The organism is Sphingobium sp. (genome assembly GCF_003248505.1).
GTDB lineage: Bacteria > Pseudomonadota > Alphaproteobacteria > Sphingomonadales > Sphingomonadaceae > Sphingobium.
The window spans coordinates 12,463-30,733 of record NZ_QFOA01000039.1 but is presented as its reverse complement, the minus strand read 5'-3'; the positions used below and the strand labels follow the sequence as shown (position 1 = coordinate 30,733).

Genomic DNA, 18,271 nt, shown 5'->3' with positions numbered 1-18,271 from the left:
GAAGCGGCCCACTTCACCGACCGAATAGGGCGGGAAGTTATAGTGCAGCATGAAGTTTTCATAGTGCAGGCCGGTCAGGCCGTCGATCATCTGCTCGGCATCCTTGGTGCCCAGCGTGGTGGTGCAGATCGCCTGCGTCTCGCCGCGGGTGAACAGCGCCGAACCGTGCGTGCGCGGCAGGAAGCCGACCATCGCCTCGATCGGGCGGATCTGGGTGGTCGTGCGACCGTCGATGCGCTTGCCTTCCTTGAGGATGGCAGTGCGCACGATTTCGGCTTCCAGCTTCTTGGTAAGCTTGATGCCCGCCATCACGGTCTGGGCGTCGAGGCCGTCGGCGGCGAACTGCGCCTTCGCCTTGGCGCGCGCTTCGTTCAGCGCGTTGGAGCGGGCCGACTTGTCCGTCAGCTTGTAGGCTGCGGCGATGTCCTTGCCGATCAGCTTCTTGAGCTTCTTCTTAAGGTCGTCGAGATCGTCGCCTTGCGCGATGTCCCACGGATCCTTCGCGGCTTGTTCGGCAAGATCGATGATCGCGTTCACGACCTTCTTCGACGCGTCGTGCGCGAACAGGACCGCGCCCAGCATGACGTCTTCCGACAGTTCCTTCGCTTCGGATTCGACCATCATCACAGCGTCGTGCGTGGCAGCGACGACCAGGTCGAGTTCGCCGGCCTTGGCTTCCTCAAGCGAGGGGTTCAGCAAATATTCGCCATCCTTGTAGCCCACGCGCGCCGCGCCGATGGGGCCGAGGAAGGGCACACCCGAAAGGGTCAGGGCGGCCGATGCGGCGATCATCGCCACGATGTCGGGCTCGCTCTCGCCATCGAAGCTCAGCACCTGAGCGATGACGTTGATCTCGTTATAGAAACCTTCGGGGAAGAGCGGGCGGACCGGACGGTCGATCAGGCGGGAAACCAGCGTTTCCTTTTCCGTCGCACCGCGCTCGCGCTTGAAGAAGCCACCCGGAATACGACCGGCGGCGGAATATTTTTCCTGATAGTGGACGGTGAGCGGGAAGAAATCCTGCCCGTCCTTTACGGACTTGGCGGCGGTCACGGCGCACAGCACCACCGTCTCGCCATAGGTCGCCAGCACGGCGGCGTCGGCCTGACGCGCAATGCGACCGGTTTCGAGAGTCAGGGTCTTGCCTGCCAGCTCGATCGAAACTTTCTTTACATCAAACATGCTTTTTCCTTCGCCCGCCATGGCCCTATTGCCCGGCGGGGCCTCATCTGCGGGCTAACCGGCCCGCTGCGGTGTGGAGCATCCTATGGCCCCTGGGACGGAACGGGTCGCCGAATTGCGCCCATCCCGGAATCGGAAACGGCCCCGTTGGGGGCCGTTCCTTCTGTAGCAGACTTACTTGCGCAGGCCCAGCTTGGCGATGAGGTCGGCGTAGCGGCCCTCATCCTTCTTCTTGAGATAGTCCAGCAGCGAACGACGCTTGTTGACCAGCATCAGCAGGCCGCGACGGCTGTGGTTATCCTTATGATGACCCTTGAAATGCTCGGTCAGGTTGGCGATGCGCTCAGAGAGGATCGCAACCTGGACTTCGGGCGAACCGGTGTCGCCTTCGGCGCGGGCATGTTCCTTGATCAGCGCTTCCTTGCGCTCTGCAGTGATCGACATCGGGCTTCCTTTCGTATCTAGAGATTGAAGCCGCGCACCACCCGGATTTCCGGGCCACTGGACTGCACCAGCGCGATGGGCGTATCGCCCAGCATCGCCAGCAGGAGACCGGTGTGCGGTTTCCCCATAAGCGCCTTCCCCTGGCGGAGAGCGAGCGCATCATCGGGAGTGACGGGAAGGGCCGGGATGTCGTCCAGCCCCGCCGTCAACGGCAGCATAAGACTACCGAGGTGGCCGCCCCTAGCAGCTTGGTCCAATTTGTCCAGCGAAATCGCGGAATCGAGCGTGAAGGGCCCCGCCTTGACCCGGCGAAGCATCGTGACATGACCCACCGTGCCGAGAGCCATCGCAATGTCGCGGGCAAGGCTGCGGATATAGGTTCCCTTCGACACATGGGCGGTCAACGTGACTTCGGTCAGCCCCCGTTCCCCCTCCTCCTGCCCCTGAACCGTCAGGCTATGGATCGTGACTGCGCGCGTCTTCATCTCTACAGCCTCGCCCTTGCGCGCAAGGTCGTAGGCGCGCTGGCCGTCGATCAGGATGGCGCTGTAGGCGGGCGGGGCCTGTTCGATCGGGCCGGTGAAGCGCCGCAGGACAGCATCGACCGCCGCCCGGCCGGGGCGATGGTCACTGTGGGCAATCGGCTTCCCCTCCAGATCGAGCGTGTCGGTCTGGACACCGAAGTAGACAGTAAAGTCGTAGATCTTGTCGCTGTCGAGCATCCGCCCCGCAAGCTTGGTCGCTTCCCCGACGGCAATCGGCAGCACCCCGGTCGCCAGCGGGTCGAGCGTGCCGCCATGGCCGACCTTGACCTTCCCCGCCCCGCTCTGGCGCAGAGCGCGCTTGACGGCGCTCACCGCCTGGGTGGAGCCGAGGCCGTGCGGTTTGTCCAGGATGATCCAGCCATGCATGGCGGCGGGCCTTAAACGGACCGGATGCCGCTGTCAGCCCTGCATCTGCTCCACGAAGTGACGGCGGCACAGCGCGATGTAGCGATCGTTGCCGCCGATCTCTGTCTGCGCGCCCTGACGGATCGCCCGCCCCTGCCCGTCGACGCGCAGGTTCATGATGGCCTTGCGCCCGCAATCGCACACCGTCTTGATCTCCGACAGCACGTCCGCGATGCCGAGCAGATAGGCGCTGCCGGGGAAAAGCTCCCCCTGAAAATCGGTGCGCAGGCCGTAGCAAAGGACCGGGATGCCAAGGCGATCCGCAACCGCCGCCAGTTGCCAGACCTGATCCCGCGTCAGGAACTGCGCTTCGTCCAACAGGACGCAGGAAAGGGGCGTCGCCTCATGCTGCCGCGCAATCGCTGCGTAGGTGTCTACTTCGCTGTCGAACAAATGCGCGTGCGACTCCAGCCCGATGCGCGACACGATCCGCCCCCGCCCATAGCGGTCGTCTACCGCTGCGGTCCACAGCATCGTTTCCATGCCGCGTTCACGATAGTTGAAGTCCGATTGCAGCAGCGTGGTCGATTTGCCCGCGTTCATCGAACTATAGTAGAAATAGAGCTTCGCCATCGCCCAATCCTCTAACGGATCGTGGGCGCGACGCCAGCGAGGAAGCGAACGAGCGCATCGGCCAGCGCGATGCGTCTGTCGGAAAAGCTGTGGTCGGTCGGCCAGATCGTCAGCCGTGCCTGCGGGTTCGCCGCCTGTGCATCTGCTGCGGCGCGGCGCGCCTGATCGCCGATGCCGCGCTCCGCGCCCACGATGCTCAAGGGGCGGCGACCGTAACCGGCAAGGCGGCGGCCAAGGTCGAATTTGTCGGCATTGCCCCTGATTTCTGCCGTCAGGCTTTCATAGGTCGCACCGGCAAGCGGCGGAAGGTCTCCTGCGACCTCCGCCTTCCACGCAGCCTCCCCCTGCGGCGTGGAGAGCGCCGCGACGGTCTGAGACGGGTCCCACGGATCGATCAGAAAAAGGCCCGCGACCCGAGGCTCTGCTGCGGCGACATCCGCCGCCATAAAGCCGCCCATGCTGTGCCCCGCAACGACAAGAGCGCTGGTATCGATGCGAAACTTGGCGACGGTCGCGGGTTGCTGAAGAAACTGGAGCGCGGTGAAGGCGTCTTCGGACGCGTTGCCGAAGGAAAAAGTCCCGGGGCTGCCCCAACTGCCGCGATAATGCAGCGTCAGGACATTCCATCCGGCACGGCGCGCCGCCTGTGCCAGATCGAGATTCTGTTCGTTGCCGGGAAAGCCGTGAAGCAAAAGAAGCGTGGGGTGCGTGCCGGGCCCGGCAGCGCTGTACATGACCGCGTTCATCGCACCGCCCTGCGCGGGAATGACGACGGCACTCATGCCGGCAGGATAAGCCGCGTCCGGCGCGGGATCGGCGATAACTGCGGACAGGGGCGCGGCTTCTTTGGCAAAAGCCGGTCCCGCCACGATGGCCAAGGTTGCCACAGCCCACATTCCGCTCTTCATCCAGCCGCCCTTTCAAGTCCAGTCGAACGGACGGTAGCGACCCCGAGCGGGCGCGTCGAAAGATTATTCCTCGGCCTGCTCGTCCTGCGTCAGGTCGCGCGCCACTTTGGGATCGCGCAGCAACCGGTCGATGTGGCTGCCTTCGTCGAAACTCTCGTCTGCAAGGAACTTGAGTTTGGAGGCATATTTCAGGCGCGTACGATGCGCGACCTCGCGTTGCAGATAGGCAGTGTTCGTCCGCAGCGCTTTCAGCACCGCTTCCTCATCCTGTCCCAGCAACGACTTTACGAACACGGTGGCGTGACGAAGATCGGGTGACATGCGGACTTCGGTAATACTAACGACATGGCTGGTCAGCACATCGTCATGCACATCCCCGCGCTGGAGAATTTCAGACAGGATATGGCGAACCTGTTCGCCCACACGCAGCAGGCGGACGGAAGGGCCTTCGGACGATTGGACCATGGATTACAAAACCTCCTCCCTCCCGGTGGAGGGAGGGGCTTTCCACATTACAGCGTGCGCTGGCGTTCCTCGACCTCGAACAGTTCGAGCGTGTCGCCGGCCTTGATGTCGTTCGTGTCGTGCAGCACCACGCCGCACTCCATGCCTGCCCGCACTTCCGACACATCGTCCTTGAAGCGGCGAAGCGAGGCGATGTTCGTGCGAGACACGATGACATCGTCGCGGGTAAGACGCGCGGCCAGCCCCTTGCGGATGATGCCGTCCAGTACCAGCAGACCTGCCGCCTTGTCCTTCTTGCCCGCAGGGAACACCTGAAGCACTTCGGCCCGACCGACGATCGTTTCGATCCGCTCGGGTGCAAGCTGCCCCGCCATTTCGCCACGAACTTCTTCAAGGAGGTCGTAGATCACATCGTAATAACGCAGCGAGATCTTTTCGCGTTCGGCCAGTTGGCGTGCCTTGGCATTGGGACGCACGTTGAAGCCGATCAGCGGCGCCCGGCTGGCCGCAGCCAGCGTCACGTCGCTTTCGGTGATCGCGCCGACGCCCGAATGCAGGATGCGGACCTTGATCTCATCGGTCGAAATGCGGTTCAGCGACGACACGATCGCTTCGACAGAACCCTGCACGTCCCCCTTCACCACCACCGGATATTCGATGACCTTGGTGTTGAGCGCCGAGAACATATGTTCGAAGCTGGTCGGTGCGGCGGTCGTGCGCTTCTTGGTCGCCTGTTCCTGACGATAGGCAGCAACTTCGCGAGCACGCGCTTCGTTTTCGACGACGGTAAGTTGATCGCCCGCCATCGGGACACCCGACAGGCCCAGAACCTCGACCGGGGTCGAAGGACCGGCGATCTTCACCTGCTGCCCCTTGTCATTGATCATCGCGCGGACCTTGCCGCTTTCCGAACCGATGACGAAGGTGTCGCCGATCTTGAGCGTGCCCTTGCGCACCAGCACGGTAGCGACCGCGCCGCGACCCTTGTCGAGCTGAGCTTCGACCACATTGCCTTCGGCAGGACGATCCGGGTTGGCGGTGAGTTCGAGCAATTCGGCCTGAAGCATGATCTTGTCGAGCAGGTCGTCCAGACCCGTCCGCTTGAGCGCCGACACTTCGACGTCCTGAGTCTCGCCGCCCATATCCTCGACGATGACTTCATGTTCGAGTAGGCGCTCGCGCACCTTCTGCGGATTGGCGTCGGGCTTGTCGACCTTGTTGATCGCGACGATCATCGGAACGCCAGCGGCCTTCGTATGGTTGATCGCCTCGATCGTCTGCGGCATCAGCCCGTCATCGGCCGCGACCACCAGAATGACGATGTCGGTAACGTTCGCACCGCGTGCGCGCATTTCCGAAAACGCCTCGTGACCCGGCGTGTCGAGGAAGGTGACAAGGTCGCCGCTCTTCGTCTTGATCTGGTAAGCACCGATATGCTGCGTGATGCCACCGCTTTCGCCGGATACCACATTGGTGCCGCGCAGTGCGTCGAGCAGCGAGGTCTTGCCGTGATCGACATGGCCCATGATGGTGACGACGGGCGGACGGATTTTCAGCGCTTCGGGCGCATCGACTTCGCCTTCCATGCCAATCTCGACGTCGGCATCGGACACACGCTGAATCCGGTGGCCAAATTCCTCGACCAGCAGCTCGGCGGTGTCCTGATCGATCGCCTGGTTGAGCGTGACCGCCGTGCCCATCTTGAACAAGGCCTTGACCAGATCCGCGCCCTTTTCGGCCATACGGTTGGCGAGTTCTTGCACCGTGATGCTTTCAGGCACCACGACATCGCGAACCTGCTTTTCACGCTGCTGGCTGCCGCCCGAATAATGCGCGCGACGCTCCTTTTCACGCGCACGCTTCAGCGCGGCGAGGCTGCGCGCACGTGCGCTGTCGTCGTCGGCCAGCGCGCGGGTAACAGTCAGCTTGCCCGACTGACGACGGTTGTCGTCGGCACGCTTCGCCCGCTCGGGCTTGGCAGGTTCCGGACGCTTCACAGGGGTAACCGGTGTGAAGCGACGCGGCGGGGGCGTGACGGCAGCAGGCTGTGCGGGCGCCGCTTCCTCACGAACCTCAGGAACAGCTTCCGCCGCCGGGGCGGCAGGCGCTTCCACAGGTTCGGCTGCGACCGGAACCTCAGGAGCGGCAGGCGCTTCGGGTACGGGCGCTTCGGCAGCGAGGCGATTTTCCTCGGCGCGGCGCTTTTCCTCCTCGCTCGCAGCGACGCGGGCGGCATCCTCGCGACGGCGCGCTTCCTCCAGCGCGGTCATGCGAGCCTCCTCAGCCTCACGCAGCAGCTTCGCCTGAAGTTCCTGACGTGACATCAGGCTCTGCGGCGGCGAGGGGCGCGAGGGAGCGGCAGGCTGGGGCGCACGCTGCTGCGGCGGGGGAGCGGCGGGACGCTGCACCGGTGCCGGATCGGGCTGGGGCGCAGTCGCGGGGGCAGCACCGGTGCCTTCGCCCGGCTTGCCCAGGACACGGCGCCGCTTCACCTCGACCACAACCGTATTCTTGCGGCCATGGCTGAACTGCTGCTGCACCTGACCGGATTCCACGGTCCGCTTGATGCCCAGCGGCTTGCGACCCAGAACCGGCTTGTCTTCCTTGCTGTCACTCATACGACTGAACTATACCCTTCACTTACATCCCGACCGGAAAGGCCCGTCGGCGCCCTATACAGATGCTTAGCCGTGGACGCCTGCCGCATCGGCGGAGTCATGCTCCGCCTGCGCAGGCGTTCCGGTAGCGCAACCCAGATAGCTTTCCAAGCGGCCTATGGCCGCACGCAGGCGTGACGCCGCGCGCGAGTCGATCACCGCGATATGGACGACATTGTCGCGCCCCATTGCCATAGATAGGGCATGGCGGTCCACAGGCAAGGTGATACCCGCCAAATCCGTGCCTTCCGCTTCCTGTCCGACGCGTAGCGCCTGGTCAAGCTTGCGGTTGCCGTCGGCAGCGGCGTCGCTTGCGTGCAGCAGGAGGCGGACCTGCCCCTTGCGGCACGCGACATCGATTTTCTCGGATCCCGTCAAAACCATCGACGCACGCGCCTCCAGCCCCAGCCGATCGAGCAGCGTGCGACGCAGGCCATCCTCAATCATGGCAGGCAGGTCGTCGGGAATGACGAGATCGTTCGTTTTGAACGCCCGCGCGAGTGCGCCCTTGAGCTTGCCCTTCGCCAGCGCGGTTTCGAGGTCCGGTCGGGTGACGCCGATCCACGCCCCTCGGCCCGGAGCCTTGGCACGGATATCGGGCAGAATCTGCCCTTCCGGCCCCACCGCGAGGCGGACAAGCGTTTCGGGATCGGCGCGGTCGCCGGTCAATATGCATTTGCGTTCGGTCATGCGCGCTCCTCCGTCAAAGCGGATGGCATGGCAAGTCCGACGCTGTGGAGAGCGGCTATTCTCTCATCGGGGAGTGACCGCTGCATGGGCGTCCTCCCTTGGTTGAGCCGCCGACGCGCGGTCGGCGAGCAATTGCCCGCCGGCCGCGTAGTTTTCGGTGGAAATTTCGGAAATCACGATCTGAACGGCAGCCGCCGGCTTGCCCAGCCGCTCCACGAGCGACCGGGTGACATCGGCAACGATCGCGGCCTTCTGCTCGCGAGTGGCGTTGCCCGCCAGACGGATGTCGACAAAGGGCATGAGCGCTTACGCTTCCTCTTCGAACCAGTGGGCGCGGGCAGCCATGATGATTTCATTGCCCTGCTCGTCGGTGAGGCCATAGGTGGCGAGAATGCCGCCCTTGTCCTCATTGCCTTCGGTCTTGCGGCGGCGCTGGTCGACGCGCTTCTTCTGCACCAGTTCGTCGGTGGCAAGATCGGCGAGATCGTCGAGCGTCTTGATGCCCGCCTTCCCCAGCGTCACCAGCATCGCTTCGGTAAGGTGCGGGATGTCGGCAAGCGCGTCCTCGACGCCCAGTGCCTGGCGTTCCTCACGGGCCGCAGCCTCGCGACGTTCCAGCGCTTCCTGTGCGCGGCTCTGCAATTCGGCGGCGAGTTCCTCGTCGAAACCCTCGATCGAGGCGAGTTCGTCCACTTCGACATAGGCGACTTCTTCCAGTTCGCCGAACCCTTCGGCCACCAGAAGCTGAGAAAGCGTCTCGTCCACGTCCAACTCGTTCTGGAACAGTTCGGACCGCGCCACGAATTCCTTCTGACGCTTCTCCGACGCATCGGCTTCGGTCATGATGTCGATGGCCTTACCGGTCAGCTGACTGGCGAGGCGGACATTCTGGCCACGGCGACCGATAGCGAGACTGAGCTGGTCGTCGGGCACAACGACCTCGATACGTTCCTCCTCCTCGTCGATGACGACGCGGCTGACCTGTGCGGGCTGAAGCGCGTTGACGACGAACGTGGCGGTATCTTCCGACCAGGGGATGATGTCGATCTTTTCGCCCTGCATTTCCTGAACGACCGCCTGCACGCGACTGCCCTTCATACCGACGCAGGCGCCGACCGGATCGATGCTGCTGTCACGGCTGATAACGCCGATCTTTGCGCGGCTACCCGGATCGCGGGCGGCAGCCATGATGGTGATGACGCCGTCGTAGATTTCGGGGACTTCCTGCGCGAAAAGCTTTTTCATGAATTCGGGATGCGCGCGGCTAAGGAAAATCTGAGGTCCGCGATTTTCACGGCGTACGTTCAACACGACGGAACGGATGCGGTCGCCGACACGCACGACTTCGCGCGGAATCTGCTGATCGCGACGGATCACGCCCTCGGCGCGGCCCAGATTGACGACGATGTGGCCGAACTCGACCGACTTGACGACGCCGGTGATGATCTCACCCACGCGGTCCTTATATTCCTCGTGCTGACGCTCGCGCTCCGCGTCGCGGACTTTCTGGAAGATCACCTGCTTGGCGGACTGCGCATCGATACGGCCAAGGTCGATGGGCGGCAGGGGATCGACGATGAAGTCGCCGACGACGGCGTCCTTCTTCAGTTTCTGCGCCTGCTTGAGGTCGACCTGCTTGAAATAGTCCTCAACCAAATCGACCACTTCCACGACGCGCCACAGGCGCAGGTCGCCGCTGTCGGGATCGAGCTTGGCACGAATATCGTTCTCCGCGCCGTAGCGGGCGCGCGCCGCGCGCTGGATCGCATCTTCCATCGCCTCGATGACGATGGCCTTGTCGATCATCTTTTCGCTCGCCACCGAATTGGCGATGGCGATCAGCTCGGCCTTGTTGGCGGAAATGGCGTTGGCCATGTCGTTATGAACCCTTATTCTTCGGTTTCAAATTCATCCGCCCCATCGGAGGAGAGCGGCATCGTAGCAGAAATCAGTCGGTCGGTCAGCACCAGCTTCGCGTCATGAACCAGCGTAAAGGGAATGCGAACATCGCCCGCCTTCACGTCGGTGAAAAGAATGTCCTCGCCATCGATCCCATTCAGCACTCCGCGAAAGCTCTTGCGCCCGTCCACCAGTTCGGTCGCGGCAACCTTGGCTTCGTGCCCGGCCCATTCGCGATAGTCGTGCAGCCGGGTCAGGGGCCGGTCGATGCCGGGCGAACTGACTTCGAGGCGATAGGCCTCCTCGATCGGGTCGGCTTCATCGAGCACGTCCGACAGGCGGCGCGAGATGGCGGCGCAATCCTCGATGACGAGTTGTTTCGTCTTCGGATTTTCCGCCATGATCTGGAGCGTATGATCGTCACCCGATCCGAACAATTTGATGCGCACAAGCTCGAACCCCAAAGCCTTGACTTCGGGTTCGATCAGCGCGGTCAGGTCGGCGATGTCCGCCATGCAGTCTCCAGATACGAATATATGCGCGCTTCCCGCGCCGCGAGCGTTCAGCCCGCGACCCTGACATGTTTGACGATGTAAGGAAGCATTGGCGATATAGGCGGCATCGCAATTATCTGCAACATTAATCGTGATGGCTCATTCTTTGCACAACTAAAATGTCTTGATCGGAGATACGGATGCGCCGCTTCACCTTCGCTGCCCTGCCCCTCATCCTCATCGCCTGTTCAGCGGAAAATGCCACCGGCCAAAACGCTGCGGCTTCGGCAAACAAGCCCTTTACCGTGTCAACCGTCGCCGACTTCGACGCGCCATGGGCCATGACGTTCCTGCCGGACGGGCGGGCGCTGGTGACGGAGAAACAGGGCGAGATGATCCTGTTCGACCCGAAGAACGGCACGAAGATTCCCGTCACCGGCATTCCCCCTGTCGATAGTGCGGGACAGGGCGGATTGATGGACGTGGTCCCCTCCCCCACCTTCGCACGCGACAAGTCGGTCTATTTCAGCTTTTCCGAAGCCCGCGGCGGCGTGAAAGGCGTGGCTCTGGCAAGGGGCACGTTCAACCAGGCCAAAGACGGTACGACGAAGCTCGACAAGGTTCAGATCATTTTCAGAGCCAGTCCCTACGTCGAAGGCAACGGCCATTATTCTGGCAGGATCGCCTTTTCCCCCAATGGCCGATATCTGTTCTTCACCAGTGGCGAGCGGCAGAAGTTCGATCCCGCGCAAGACCCTAAAGCCACCTTGGGCAAGGTGTTGCGCCTCAACCTTGACGGAACGCCAGCCGCAGGCAATCCGCTCGCGGCAAAGGGTTTCGATCCTGCGATCTGGTCCTACGGCCATCGCAACCTGCTGGGCATAGCCTTCGACAAGGACGGTCGGCTTTGGGAGCAGGAAATGGGCCCCAAGGGCGGCGACGAGCTGAACCTTATCGAACCGGGCCGGAACTACGGTTATCCGCTGGTGTCGAACGGCGATCATTATGACGGTAGACCGATCCCGGACCACAAGGCAGGCGATGGGTTCGAAGCGCCGAAGCTTTCATGGAATCCCGTTATTTCGCCTGCGGGACTGGCTTATTATTCCGGCAACCTCTTTCCGCAATGGAAGGGCAGCCTGTTTATCGGTGGCCTTTCCAGCCAGAGCCTCATCCGCGTAGAGCTTAACAGGGACAGCGCCACCAAGGCGGACCAGTGGGACATGGGCGCGCGCATCCGGGAAGTCGAGCAAGGACCGGATGGCGCGCTATGGCTGTTGGAGGACGGCGATAAGGGATCGCAGGGCAGATTGCTGAAACTGACGCCTAAGGCCTGAAAACGAAAACGGGGCCTTCCGGCCCCGTTTGCCTTTACACTAGTCGGCTTTGCTTGACCGCAGCTCCGATGAAGCTGGCGAACAGGGGATGCGGGTCGAAGGGCTTGGACTTGAGTTCCGGATGGAACTGTACGCCCACGAACCAGGGATGGTCGGGCCTTTCGACAATTTCTGGCAATGCGCCGTCGGGCGACATGCCGGAGAAGATGAGCCCACCCTTCTCCAAAGCATCGCGGTAACCGGCATTCACTTCATAGCGATGGCGATGCCGCTCCGAAATATCGGTGGAGCCGTAGATGCCGGCAACGACGCTATTACCGTCGAGCTTGGCGGGATAGGCACCCAGCCGCATCGTGCCGCCCAGATCGGTTTCGGCCGTGCGCTGTTGCAGCCCCTCCTTGCCCATCCATTCGGTGATGAGACCGACGACCGGCTCCGATGTCTCGCCAAATTCGGTGGTGGAGGCATCGGCAATGCCCGCCGTGTTGCGCGCGCCTTCGATACAGGCCATCTGCATCCCAAGGCAGATGCCGAAGAACGGCACATTGCGTTCCCGCGCGAAACGGACGGAGGCGATCTTTCCTTCCGAACCGCGCACGCCGAAACCGCCGGGAACGAGAATGCCGTGCATCGGCTCGAGGCTGGCGGCGAGATCGTCCCCCTTCTCGAACAATTCCGCGTCGATCCACTTGATATTAACCTTCACCCGGTTGGCGAAGCCGCCATGGGTGAGCGCTTCGTAGAGCGATTTGTAGGCGTCGAGCAGACCGACATATTTGCCCACGACACCGATCGTGACTTCGCCTTCCGGATTCTGCTGCCGGTCCATGATATCGGTCCAGCGGTCGAGCGAAGGCACCGGCGCGTCTGAGATACCGAAGGCGCGCAGCACTTCGTTGTCGAGACCTTCGGCATGATATTGTTCGGGCACCGCATAGATGCTCTTGGCATCCAGCGCGGGGATGACCGCTTCGGGCCGGACGTTGCAGAACAGCGCGATCTTGCGCCGCTCGCTTTCGGGCAACGGCTTTTCACAGCGGCACAAGAGAATATCGGGCTGAATGCCGAGCGAGGTAAGTTCGCGCACGCTGTGCTGCGTCGGCTTGGTTTTCAGTTCGCCCGCCGCTGCGATATAGGGGACCAACGTAACGTGGACGAAGATCGACTGCCCGCGATCCAGATCGTTATGCAGCTGGCGAATTGCCTCCATGAAGGGCAGCGATTCGATATCGCCCACGGTGCCGCCGATTTCGCACAAAACGAAGTCCAGATCTTCGGTGTCGGCGGTGGCGAACGCCTTGATCTCGTCGGTGACATGCGGGATCACCTGCACCGTCGCTCCAAGATAGTCGCCGCGCCGTTCCCGCTGGATGATCGTCTGATAGACGCGGCCTTGCGTGACATTGTCCGACTGACGCGCGGACACGCCCGTAAAGCGCTCATAATGGCCAAGGTCGAGGTCCGTTTCCGCGCCGTCGTCCGTCACATAGACTTCGCCATGCTGATAGGGACTCATCGTGCCTGGATCGACGTTCAGATAGGGATCGAATTTCCGGATTCGCACACGGAAACCCCGCGCCTGCAGCAACGCTGCAAGGGATGCGGCCATGAGGCCCTTACCCAGCGAGGAGACCACGCCGCCGGTTATGAAAATATACCGCGTCATGGGAGGAGAGGCTTAGCCTTTCGGAACAACAAAGGGCAAGCGCGCGAATCCACGCACGCTCAAAAAAAGATCGTCTGATACGACAGCGGTTCAGTTGGCGAGCGGAACCGCGCCGTTGGAGGCAGGCGCGGACGCCGCATTACCCGCCGCCCGACCGAGTGGATCGGCGCCGGGCTGCGCGGGGGCGCCCTGGGTCGCCGGGGCCTGCTTGACCAGCGAGGTGTCGATATCGGAGGGCGCGTGGCGCACCGATGCGATGACCGCCATCACAATCGACAGCAGCACGAATATGCTGGCAAGTATCGTCGTCGAACGGGTCAGAAAATCCGCTGCGCCGCGCGCTGACATAAAGCCCGACGGGCTTCCGCCCACGCCAAGGCCGCCACCTTCCGACTTCTGCATCAGAATGACGGTGACCAGCAGAGCCGCCACGATGGCCTGCACGACGAGAAGGAAAGTGAACATGCGACGATTTTCTGTCCGGTGATAAGGGCGTTGGCGCGCACATAGCGACGAAGCAGCGCGGGGGCAACCTGTGTCACCCCCGCGCCCCAATTGGATCAGGCAGCAGCCTTCATACGCCGGTCCGCCGCTTCGATGATCGGCGCGAATTTTGCGGCGGAAAGACTTGCTCCCCCGACAAGGCCGCCATCCACGTCGGCCAGCGCCATGAGGTCCGCCGCGTTGTCGCCGTTCATCGAACCGCCATACAGAATCCGGACCTTCGCGGCTTCATCGGCACCGATGCGGGTGGCGAGTGCAGCCCGCAATGCGGCATGCATGGAAGCGACCGCCTCCATCGTCGGGATACGGCCCGTGCCGATCGCCCAGATGGGTTCGTACGCCACCGCCAGCCAGTCGGCAGCAGCGCCCTCGGGCAGCGAGGCGAGCAGCTGCCGCGCCACGACATCCTCGGCATTACCGTTGTCGCGCACATCGATGGTTTCGCCGACGCACAGGATCACTTTCATCCCGACGCGATGAGCGGCGGCAGACTTGGCGGCGATATCCGCATCGGTTTCGCCTCGTGCCTCACGCCGTTCGCTATGCCCGGTTATGACCCAGGACGCGCCCGCCTCGCACAGCATCTCCGCCGAAAGGGATCCTGTGTAGGCGCCGCTGATGTCCATGTGGCAATTCTGCGCGCCGATGAAGGCCGCCCCGCGTCGTTCCGATCCCGCCATGATGAGGGTTGCAGGCAGGCAAAGCCCAACTTCCACCGCCGGATGCGTCGCCGCCAGACGGCCGATCGCTTCCACTTCATCCAGATGCGCGCGCATCCCGTTCATTTTCCAGTTGCCGACAACCAGCTTGCGCCTGTCCATCGCCCGATTCCTCTTATTGCTGCACGTCGCCCCTTTCCGGTCGACCCCGTGACGAGTCGCCGCTCGCCTTCCTGGCGTCTCCCCGACCGGTCGGGAGCTTGGCAAAAGCCGATGAACGGCACTTCTGCATTTGTCCAGAGCAAGCCTTGCCGCCGGGCGCATCCGCGCCTAAAGCGTGCGCCACATTGCCGCATTCTCCGGGTCTTCCATGCTGTCAGTCTTTCGCCGCCTCATCCGTTCCAAATTCGGCGCGCTTTTCGCGATCCTGTTTTTAGGGGTCATTGCCGCCGCCTTCATCCTGGGTGACGTGAGCAATGGGAAATTCGGCAACGGGTCGATGCTTGGAGGAGGGACGGCCGCCAAAGCGAAAGGCTACAGCCTGACCGACGCCGAGCTTCAGGACCGGGTTCAGCGTGTTTTTGAAAATGCGCGAAAATCCAATCCCGGCCTTCAGATCGGCGATTTCCTGACGCAGGGCGGCGCGGCGCAGGTCTATGACCAACTGGTGGCGGCGTTGACGCTCAAGGCCTTCGCCGACCGTGAGGATGTGCATATCTCCAAGCGGCTGGTCGATGCGCAAATTGCGCAGATTCCCGCATTTCAGGATGCCGCGGGCAATTTCAGCCAGGACGCGTTCCGTGCGCTGCTGACACGCGAGCGGTTGACCGAACAGACGTTGCGCGACGACATCAGCCGTGAAATCCTGCAACGCCATCTGCTCGCACCGGTCGGCCTCGGCGTGAAGCTGACGGACAATCAGGTGCTGCCCTATGCGTCGCTGCTGCTCGAAGCGCGGCAGGGCACGGTCGCGGCGATCCCAGCCATCGCTTTCCTCGACGAGAGGAATCCGACCGATGCGCAGCTTGCCGATTACTACAAGAAGAAGAGTGCCCGCTTCACCATCCCCGAGCAGCGGCGCATCCGATATGCCGTGATCGACGCGGACCGGTTTGCGCAAGCGGCGGCACCGACAGACGCGGACATTGCAACCTATTACAACCAAAACAAGGCGGCCTACGCGGCCAAGGAAAGCCGCAGCGTAGAACAATTGGTGCTGCCGACCGAAGCGGCGGCCAAGGCAGTGGCGACGCAGGTAAAGAGCGGCAAGACCCTTGCCGCTGCTGCGCAGGGAGCCGGTCTTGCCGTATCTGTCCAGGCCGACCAGACCCGCGAGGCGCTGACCGCTTCGGCGGGTAAGGCGGCGGCGGATGCCGCCTGGGCGGGCAGGCAAGGCGATCTCGTCGGCCCGATCCGCGGCCCGCTCGGCTGGCTGTTGCTGCGCGTGACGGCGGTCAAGGATACCCCCGCCCGCCCGCTCGCTGCGGTGCGCGAGGAGATCGTGACCACCTTGCGCGCGCAAAAGGAAAAGCAGCTTCTCACTGACTTCACCGGCAAGATCGAGGACGCAATCGCCGATGGCGGCACGTTCGAGGAGGTGGTGAAGGACAATGGGTTGAAGCTGGAAACCAGCCCGCCGGTCCTCGCGACGGGCAAGCAGGTCAAGGACGCCGCATTTACCGCCGGCCCCGATCTGGCGCCGCTGGTCGCCCCCGTGTTTCAGATGGGTGCCGACGACGATGCGCAACTCATTCCGATCACGCCAGACAAGCGCTATGCGCTCGCCGCGCCCGGCGACATCGTAGCGGCAGCGCCCCCGCCGCTGGCCGAAGTCAAGCAACTGGTGCTGGCGCAATACAAGCTCAACGCGGGTAATCTCAAGGCCAAGGCAATGGCCGAAAAGATTCAGGCGAAGGTCGCGAAGGGCACAAAGCTTTCCGACGCCATCGCACAGGCTGGCGTCAAACTTCCAGCGCCTCAGGTTCTGGGCGGCAGGCGTGCCGACATCATGCGCGGGCAGCAGCGTCCTCCCGCCGAAATCGCGATCATGTTCGCGATGGCGGCAAATACCGTAAAGACGCTGCCCATCGGGCAGGATCGCGGCTATTTCGTGGTACAGCTCAACAAGATCGAACGGGGCGACGCCAAGGGCCAGCCCGAATTGCTGAACCAGGTGCGCACGCAACTGGGCGACGTGGTCGGCCAGGAATATGGCCAGCAGTTCGAGCGCGCGATCGAGAAGGAGCTGGGCGTGACGCGAAACGCGAACGCCCTTGCCAAGTTGCGTCAGGCGCTTTCCGCCACTAACAGCGGCCAGTAGGATGATCGGGACGGCAGCGGCAGACGGCGTCGAAAGCGCCAGGGCGGCGCTAATGCGCGGCGAGTCCGCGCTGGTGTGGCGTCGCCAAGTCGCCGATACCGACACGCCGATTTCCGCCGCGCTGAAACTGTTCGAACCCGGTCGAGGCGACTATCTACTGGAATCGGTCGAGGGCGGCGCAGTGCGGGGCCGATACAGCCTGATCGGCCTGGCTCCCGATCTCGTTTTCCGCGCGCAGGGCAATGACGCGCAGATCAATCGCCATTGGGCGACCGACCCCGACGCTTTCCTGCCAGCGCAGGGTGGCGCACTCGATGCGCTGAGAGCGCTGGTAGCGGAATGCCGGGCCACCATGGACGCAGAACTGCCCGCCGCGCTCGCCTGCCTCGTCGGCTATTTCGGCTATGAGACCGTCGGGCTGGTCGAAAAGCTGCCGCGCCCCGCGCCCAATCCCATCGGCGTGCCCGACATGCTTTTCGTGCGGCCCACCGTGATCCTGATTTTCGATCGGCTGGCGGACCAGCTTTATCTTGTATCGCCGATATGGAAAGGCAGCTTCGCCGATGCGGACAAGGCAATCGATGCCGCTCTCGAACGCATCGATGCGACCGCAGCGAAACTCGCGGCGCCGCTCCCTGCCATCGCCACGCCGGTCGACATTGCCGATGTCGAGGTAACGCCTGTGCTTGCACCGGGTCGCTACGCGCAGATGGTTGCCCGGGCCAAGGACTATATCGTCGCGGGCGACATTTTTCAGGTGGTGCTCGCCCAGCGATTCACAAGCCCCTTCACGCTCCCGCCCATCGCGCTCTATCGCGCGTTGCGGCGAATCAATCCCTCGCCCTTTCTCTATTATATCGACCTACCCGGCTTCGCCCTGATCGGATCGAGCCCCGAAATCCTGGTGCGCGCGCGCAACGGCGAGGTCACGATCCGTCCCATCGCAGGCACTCGTCCACGCGGCAAAAGCGCTATCGAGGATGCAGCCAACCGCGAAAGCCTCCTCGCCGACCCCAAGGAGAGAGCCGAGCACCTGATGCTGCTCGACCTTGGCCGCAACGATGTCGGTCGGGTGGCGTCGGCGGGTTCGGTAACTGTGACGGAAAGCTATACCGTCGAATTCTACAGTCACGTCATGCACATCGTGTCGAACGTCGTGGGGCGACTAGCGGATGACAAAGATGCGATCGATGCGCTGTTCGCGGGCTTCCCCGCCGGGACGGTGTCGGGCGCGCCCAAGGTCCGGGCCTGCGAGATCATCGCCGAACTGGAACCCGAAACCCGCGGGGCCTATGCCGGTGGCGTTGGCTATTTCGGACCGGACGGCAACATGGACAGCTGCATCGTCCTGCGTACCGCTGTCCTCAAGGACGGCGTCATGCATGTGCAGGCTGGCGCGGGCATCGTCGCCGATTCCAACGCCGAATATGAGCAGCGTGAATGCGAAGCTAAAAGCGGCGCTTTGCTGGCCGCCGCGCGGGAGGCGGTCGCCGTCGCCAAGCAGTCCCGCTACGGCCAGTAAC

The 18,271-nt window shown here is 63.1% G+C and carries 17 protein-coding genes; 3 read left to right on the top strand and 14 right to left on the bottom strand.

Going from position 1 to position 18,271, the window contains the following annotated elements:
• From DI606_RS12645 to rimP, 11 genes are all read right to left on the bottom strand, one after another.
• The coding region (locus DI606_RS12645) for a polyribonucleotide nucleotidyltransferase (protein ID WP_293983521.1) at positions 1-1,182 on the bottom strand (1,182 nt) is incomplete at its 3' end.
• A gap of 174 nt (positions 1,183-1,356) precedes the next feature.
• The gene (gene rpsO / locus DI606_RS12640) at positions 1,357-1,626 is read right to left on the bottom strand and encodes a 30S ribosomal protein S15 (protein ID WP_293983518.1); all 270 of its coding nucleotides are present in this window, start codon (positions 1,624-1,626) and stop codon (positions 1,357-1,359) included.
• Between the two features lie 17 nt (positions 1,627-1,643).
• On the bottom strand, positions 1,644-2,537 hold the full coding sequence (gene truB, locus DI606_RS12635; protein WP_293983515.1) for a tRNA pseudouridine(55) synthase TruB: 894 nt from the start codon (positions 2,535-2,537) through the stop codon (positions 1,644-1,646).
• A 33-nt stretch (positions 2,538-2,570) separates the two neighbouring features.
• Positions 2,571-3,149, bottom strand: a complete 579-nt coding sequence (locus DI606_RS12630; RefSeq protein WP_293983512.1) for a thymidine kinase — start codon at positions 3,147-3,149, stop codon at positions 2,571-2,573.
• A gap of 11 nt (positions 3,150-3,160) precedes the next feature.
• A complete protein-coding gene (locus DI606_RS12625) occupies positions 3,161-4,057 on the bottom strand; it encodes an alpha/beta fold hydrolase (protein WP_293983510.1) in 897 nt (298 codons plus the stop codon).
• Positions 4,058-4,120: 63 nt separating this feature from the next.
• Entirely contained in the window at positions 4,121-4,522 is a 402-nt protein-coding gene (gene rbfA / locus DI606_RS12620; protein ID WP_293983508.1) for a 30S ribosome-binding factor RbfA, read from the bottom strand.
• Positions 4,523-4,569: 47 nt separating this feature from the next.
• Entirely contained in the window at positions 4,570-7,140 is a 2,571-nt protein-coding gene (gene infB, locus DI606_RS12615) for a translation initiation factor IF-2 (RefSeq protein WP_293983505.1), read from the bottom strand.
• A 66-nt stretch (positions 7,141-7,206) separates the two neighbouring features.
• Positions 7,207-7,869 (bottom strand): DUF448 domain-containing protein, encoded by a 663-nt coding sequence (locus tag DI606_RS12610; RefSeq protein WP_293983502.1) that lies wholly within the window; start codon positions 7,867-7,869, stop codon positions 7,207-7,209.
• Between the two features lie 63 nt (positions 7,870-7,932).
• Positions 7,933-8,169, bottom strand: a complete 237-nt coding sequence (locus DI606_RS12605) for a 4-oxalocrotonate tautomerase family protein (RefSeq protein WP_293983500.1) — start codon at positions 8,167-8,169, stop codon at positions 7,933-7,935.
• A 6-nt stretch (positions 8,170-8,175) separates the two neighbouring features.
• Positions 8,176-9,744 (bottom strand): transcription termination factor NusA, encoded by a 1,569-nt coding sequence (gene nusA, locus DI606_RS12600; protein WP_293983498.1) that lies wholly within the window; start codon positions 9,742-9,744, stop codon positions 8,176-8,178.
• A gap of 14 nt (positions 9,745-9,758) precedes the next feature.
• Positions 9,759-10,283 (bottom strand): ribosome maturation protein RimP, encoded by a 525-nt coding sequence (rimP, locus tag DI606_RS12595; protein WP_293983496.1) that lies wholly within the window; start codon positions 10,281-10,283, stop codon positions 9,759-9,761.
• Positions 10,284-10,462: 179 nt separating this feature from the next.
• Between rimP and DI606_RS12590 the strand changes: the two genes are divergently transcribed.
• On the top strand, positions 10,463-11,599 hold the full coding sequence (locus DI606_RS12590) for a PQQ-dependent sugar dehydrogenase (RefSeq protein ID WP_293983493.1): 1,137 nt from the start codon (positions 10,463-10,465) through the stop codon (positions 11,597-11,599).
• A 34-nt stretch (positions 11,600-11,633) separates the two neighbouring features.
• Here DI606_RS12590 and DI606_RS12585 read toward each other — a convergent pair whose 3' ends face one another.
• The 3 genes from DI606_RS12585 to tpiA all read right to left on the bottom strand — a co-directional run bounded on the left by DI606_RS12585 (position 11,634) and on the right by tpiA (position 14,590).
• Positions 11,634-13,265: a CTP synthase gene (locus DI606_RS12585; RefSeq protein ID WP_293983491.1), complete on the bottom strand. Its 1,632-nt coding sequence runs from the start codon at positions 13,263-13,265 to the stop codon at positions 11,634-11,636.
• Between the two features lie 90 nt (positions 13,266-13,355).
• Complete coding sequence (gene secG, locus DI606_RS12580; RefSeq protein WP_293983488.1) at positions 13,356-13,730, bottom strand: preprotein translocase subunit SecG; 375 nt, start codon at positions 13,728-13,730, stop codon at positions 13,356-13,358.
• Between the two features lie 95 nt (positions 13,731-13,825).
• Complete coding sequence (gene tpiA / locus DI606_RS12575; RefSeq protein WP_293983486.1) at positions 13,826-14,590, bottom strand: triose-phosphate isomerase; 765 nt, start codon at positions 14,588-14,590, stop codon at positions 13,826-13,828.
• Between the two features lie 208 nt (positions 14,591-14,798).
• On the opposite strand from tpiA, the gene DI606_RS12570 reads away from it, so the two are divergent.
• The gene (locus DI606_RS12570; protein WP_293983483.1) at positions 14,799-16,748 is read left to right on the top strand and encodes a SurA N-terminal domain-containing protein; all 1,950 of its coding nucleotides are present in this window, start codon (positions 14,799-14,801) and stop codon (positions 16,746-16,748) included.
• 1 nt (position 16,749) lies between these two features.
• Positions 16,750-18,270 (top strand): anthranilate synthase component I, encoded by a 1,521-nt coding sequence (gene trpE / locus DI606_RS12565; protein WP_293983480.1) that lies wholly within the window; start codon positions 16,750-16,752, stop codon positions 18,268-18,270.
• Position 18,271: the final 1 nt, after the last annotated feature.

Bases quoted from the DNA above. Each gene is read 5' to 3' on its own strand.
- rpsO (WP_293983518.1), bottom strand. From the start codon at position 1,626: ATGTCGATCACTGCAGAGCGCAAGGAAGCGCTGATCAAGGAACATGCC.
- truB (WP_293983515.1), bottom strand. From the start codon at position 2,537: ATGCATGGCTGGATCATCCTGGACAAACCGCACGGCCTCGGCTCCACC.
- DI606_RS12630 (WP_293983512.1), bottom strand. From the start codon at position 3,149: ATGGCGAAGCTCTATTTCTACTATAGTTCGATGAACGCGGGCAAATCG.
- DI606_RS12625 (WP_293983510.1), bottom strand. From the start codon at position 4,057: ATGAAGAGCGGAATGTGGGCTGTGGCAACCTTGGCCATCGTGGCGGGA.
- rbfA (WP_293983508.1), bottom strand. From the start codon at position 4,522: ATGGTCCAATCGTCCGAAGGCCCTTCCGTCCGCCTGCTGCGTGTGGGC.
- infB (WP_293983505.1), bottom strand. From the start codon at position 7,140: ATGAGTGACAGCAAGGAAGACAAGCCGGTTCTGGGTCGCAAGCCGCTG.
- DI606_RS12610 (WP_293983502.1), bottom strand. From the start codon at position 7,869: ATGACCGAACGCAAATGCATATTGACCGGCGACCGCGCCGATCCCGAA.
- DI606_RS12605 (WP_293983500.1), bottom strand. From the start codon at position 8,169: ATGCCCTTTGTCGACATCCGTCTGGCGGGCAACGCCACTCGCGAGCAG.
- nusA (WP_293983498.1), bottom strand. From the start codon at position 9,744: ATGGCCAACGCCATTTCCGCCAACAAGGCCGAGCTGATCGCCATCGCC.
- rimP (WP_293983496.1), bottom strand. From the start codon at position 10,283: ATGGCGGACATCGCCGACCTGACCGCGCTGATCGAACCCGAAGTCAAG.
- DI606_RS12590 (WP_293983493.1), top strand. From the start codon at position 10,463: ATGCGCCGCTTCACCTTCGCTGCCCTGCCCCTCATCCTCATCGCCTGT.
- DI606_RS12585 (WP_293983491.1), bottom strand. From the start codon at position 13,265: ATGACGCGGTATATTTTCATAACCGGCGGCGTGGTCTCCTCGCTGGGT.
- secG (WP_293983488.1), bottom strand. From the start codon at position 13,730: ATGTTCACTTTCCTTCTCGTCGTGCAGGCCATCGTGGCGGCTCTGCTG.
- tpiA (WP_293983486.1), bottom strand. From the start codon at position 14,590: ATGGACAGGCGCAAGCTGGTTGTCGGCAACTGGAAAATGAACGGGATG.
- DI606_RS12570 (WP_293983483.1), top strand. From the start codon at position 14,799: ATGCTGTCAGTCTTTCGCCGCCTCATCCGTTCCAAATTCGGCGCGCTT.
- trpE (WP_293983480.1), top strand. From the start codon at position 16,750: ATGATCGGGACGGCAGCGGCAGACGGCGTCGAAAGCGCCAGGGCGGCG.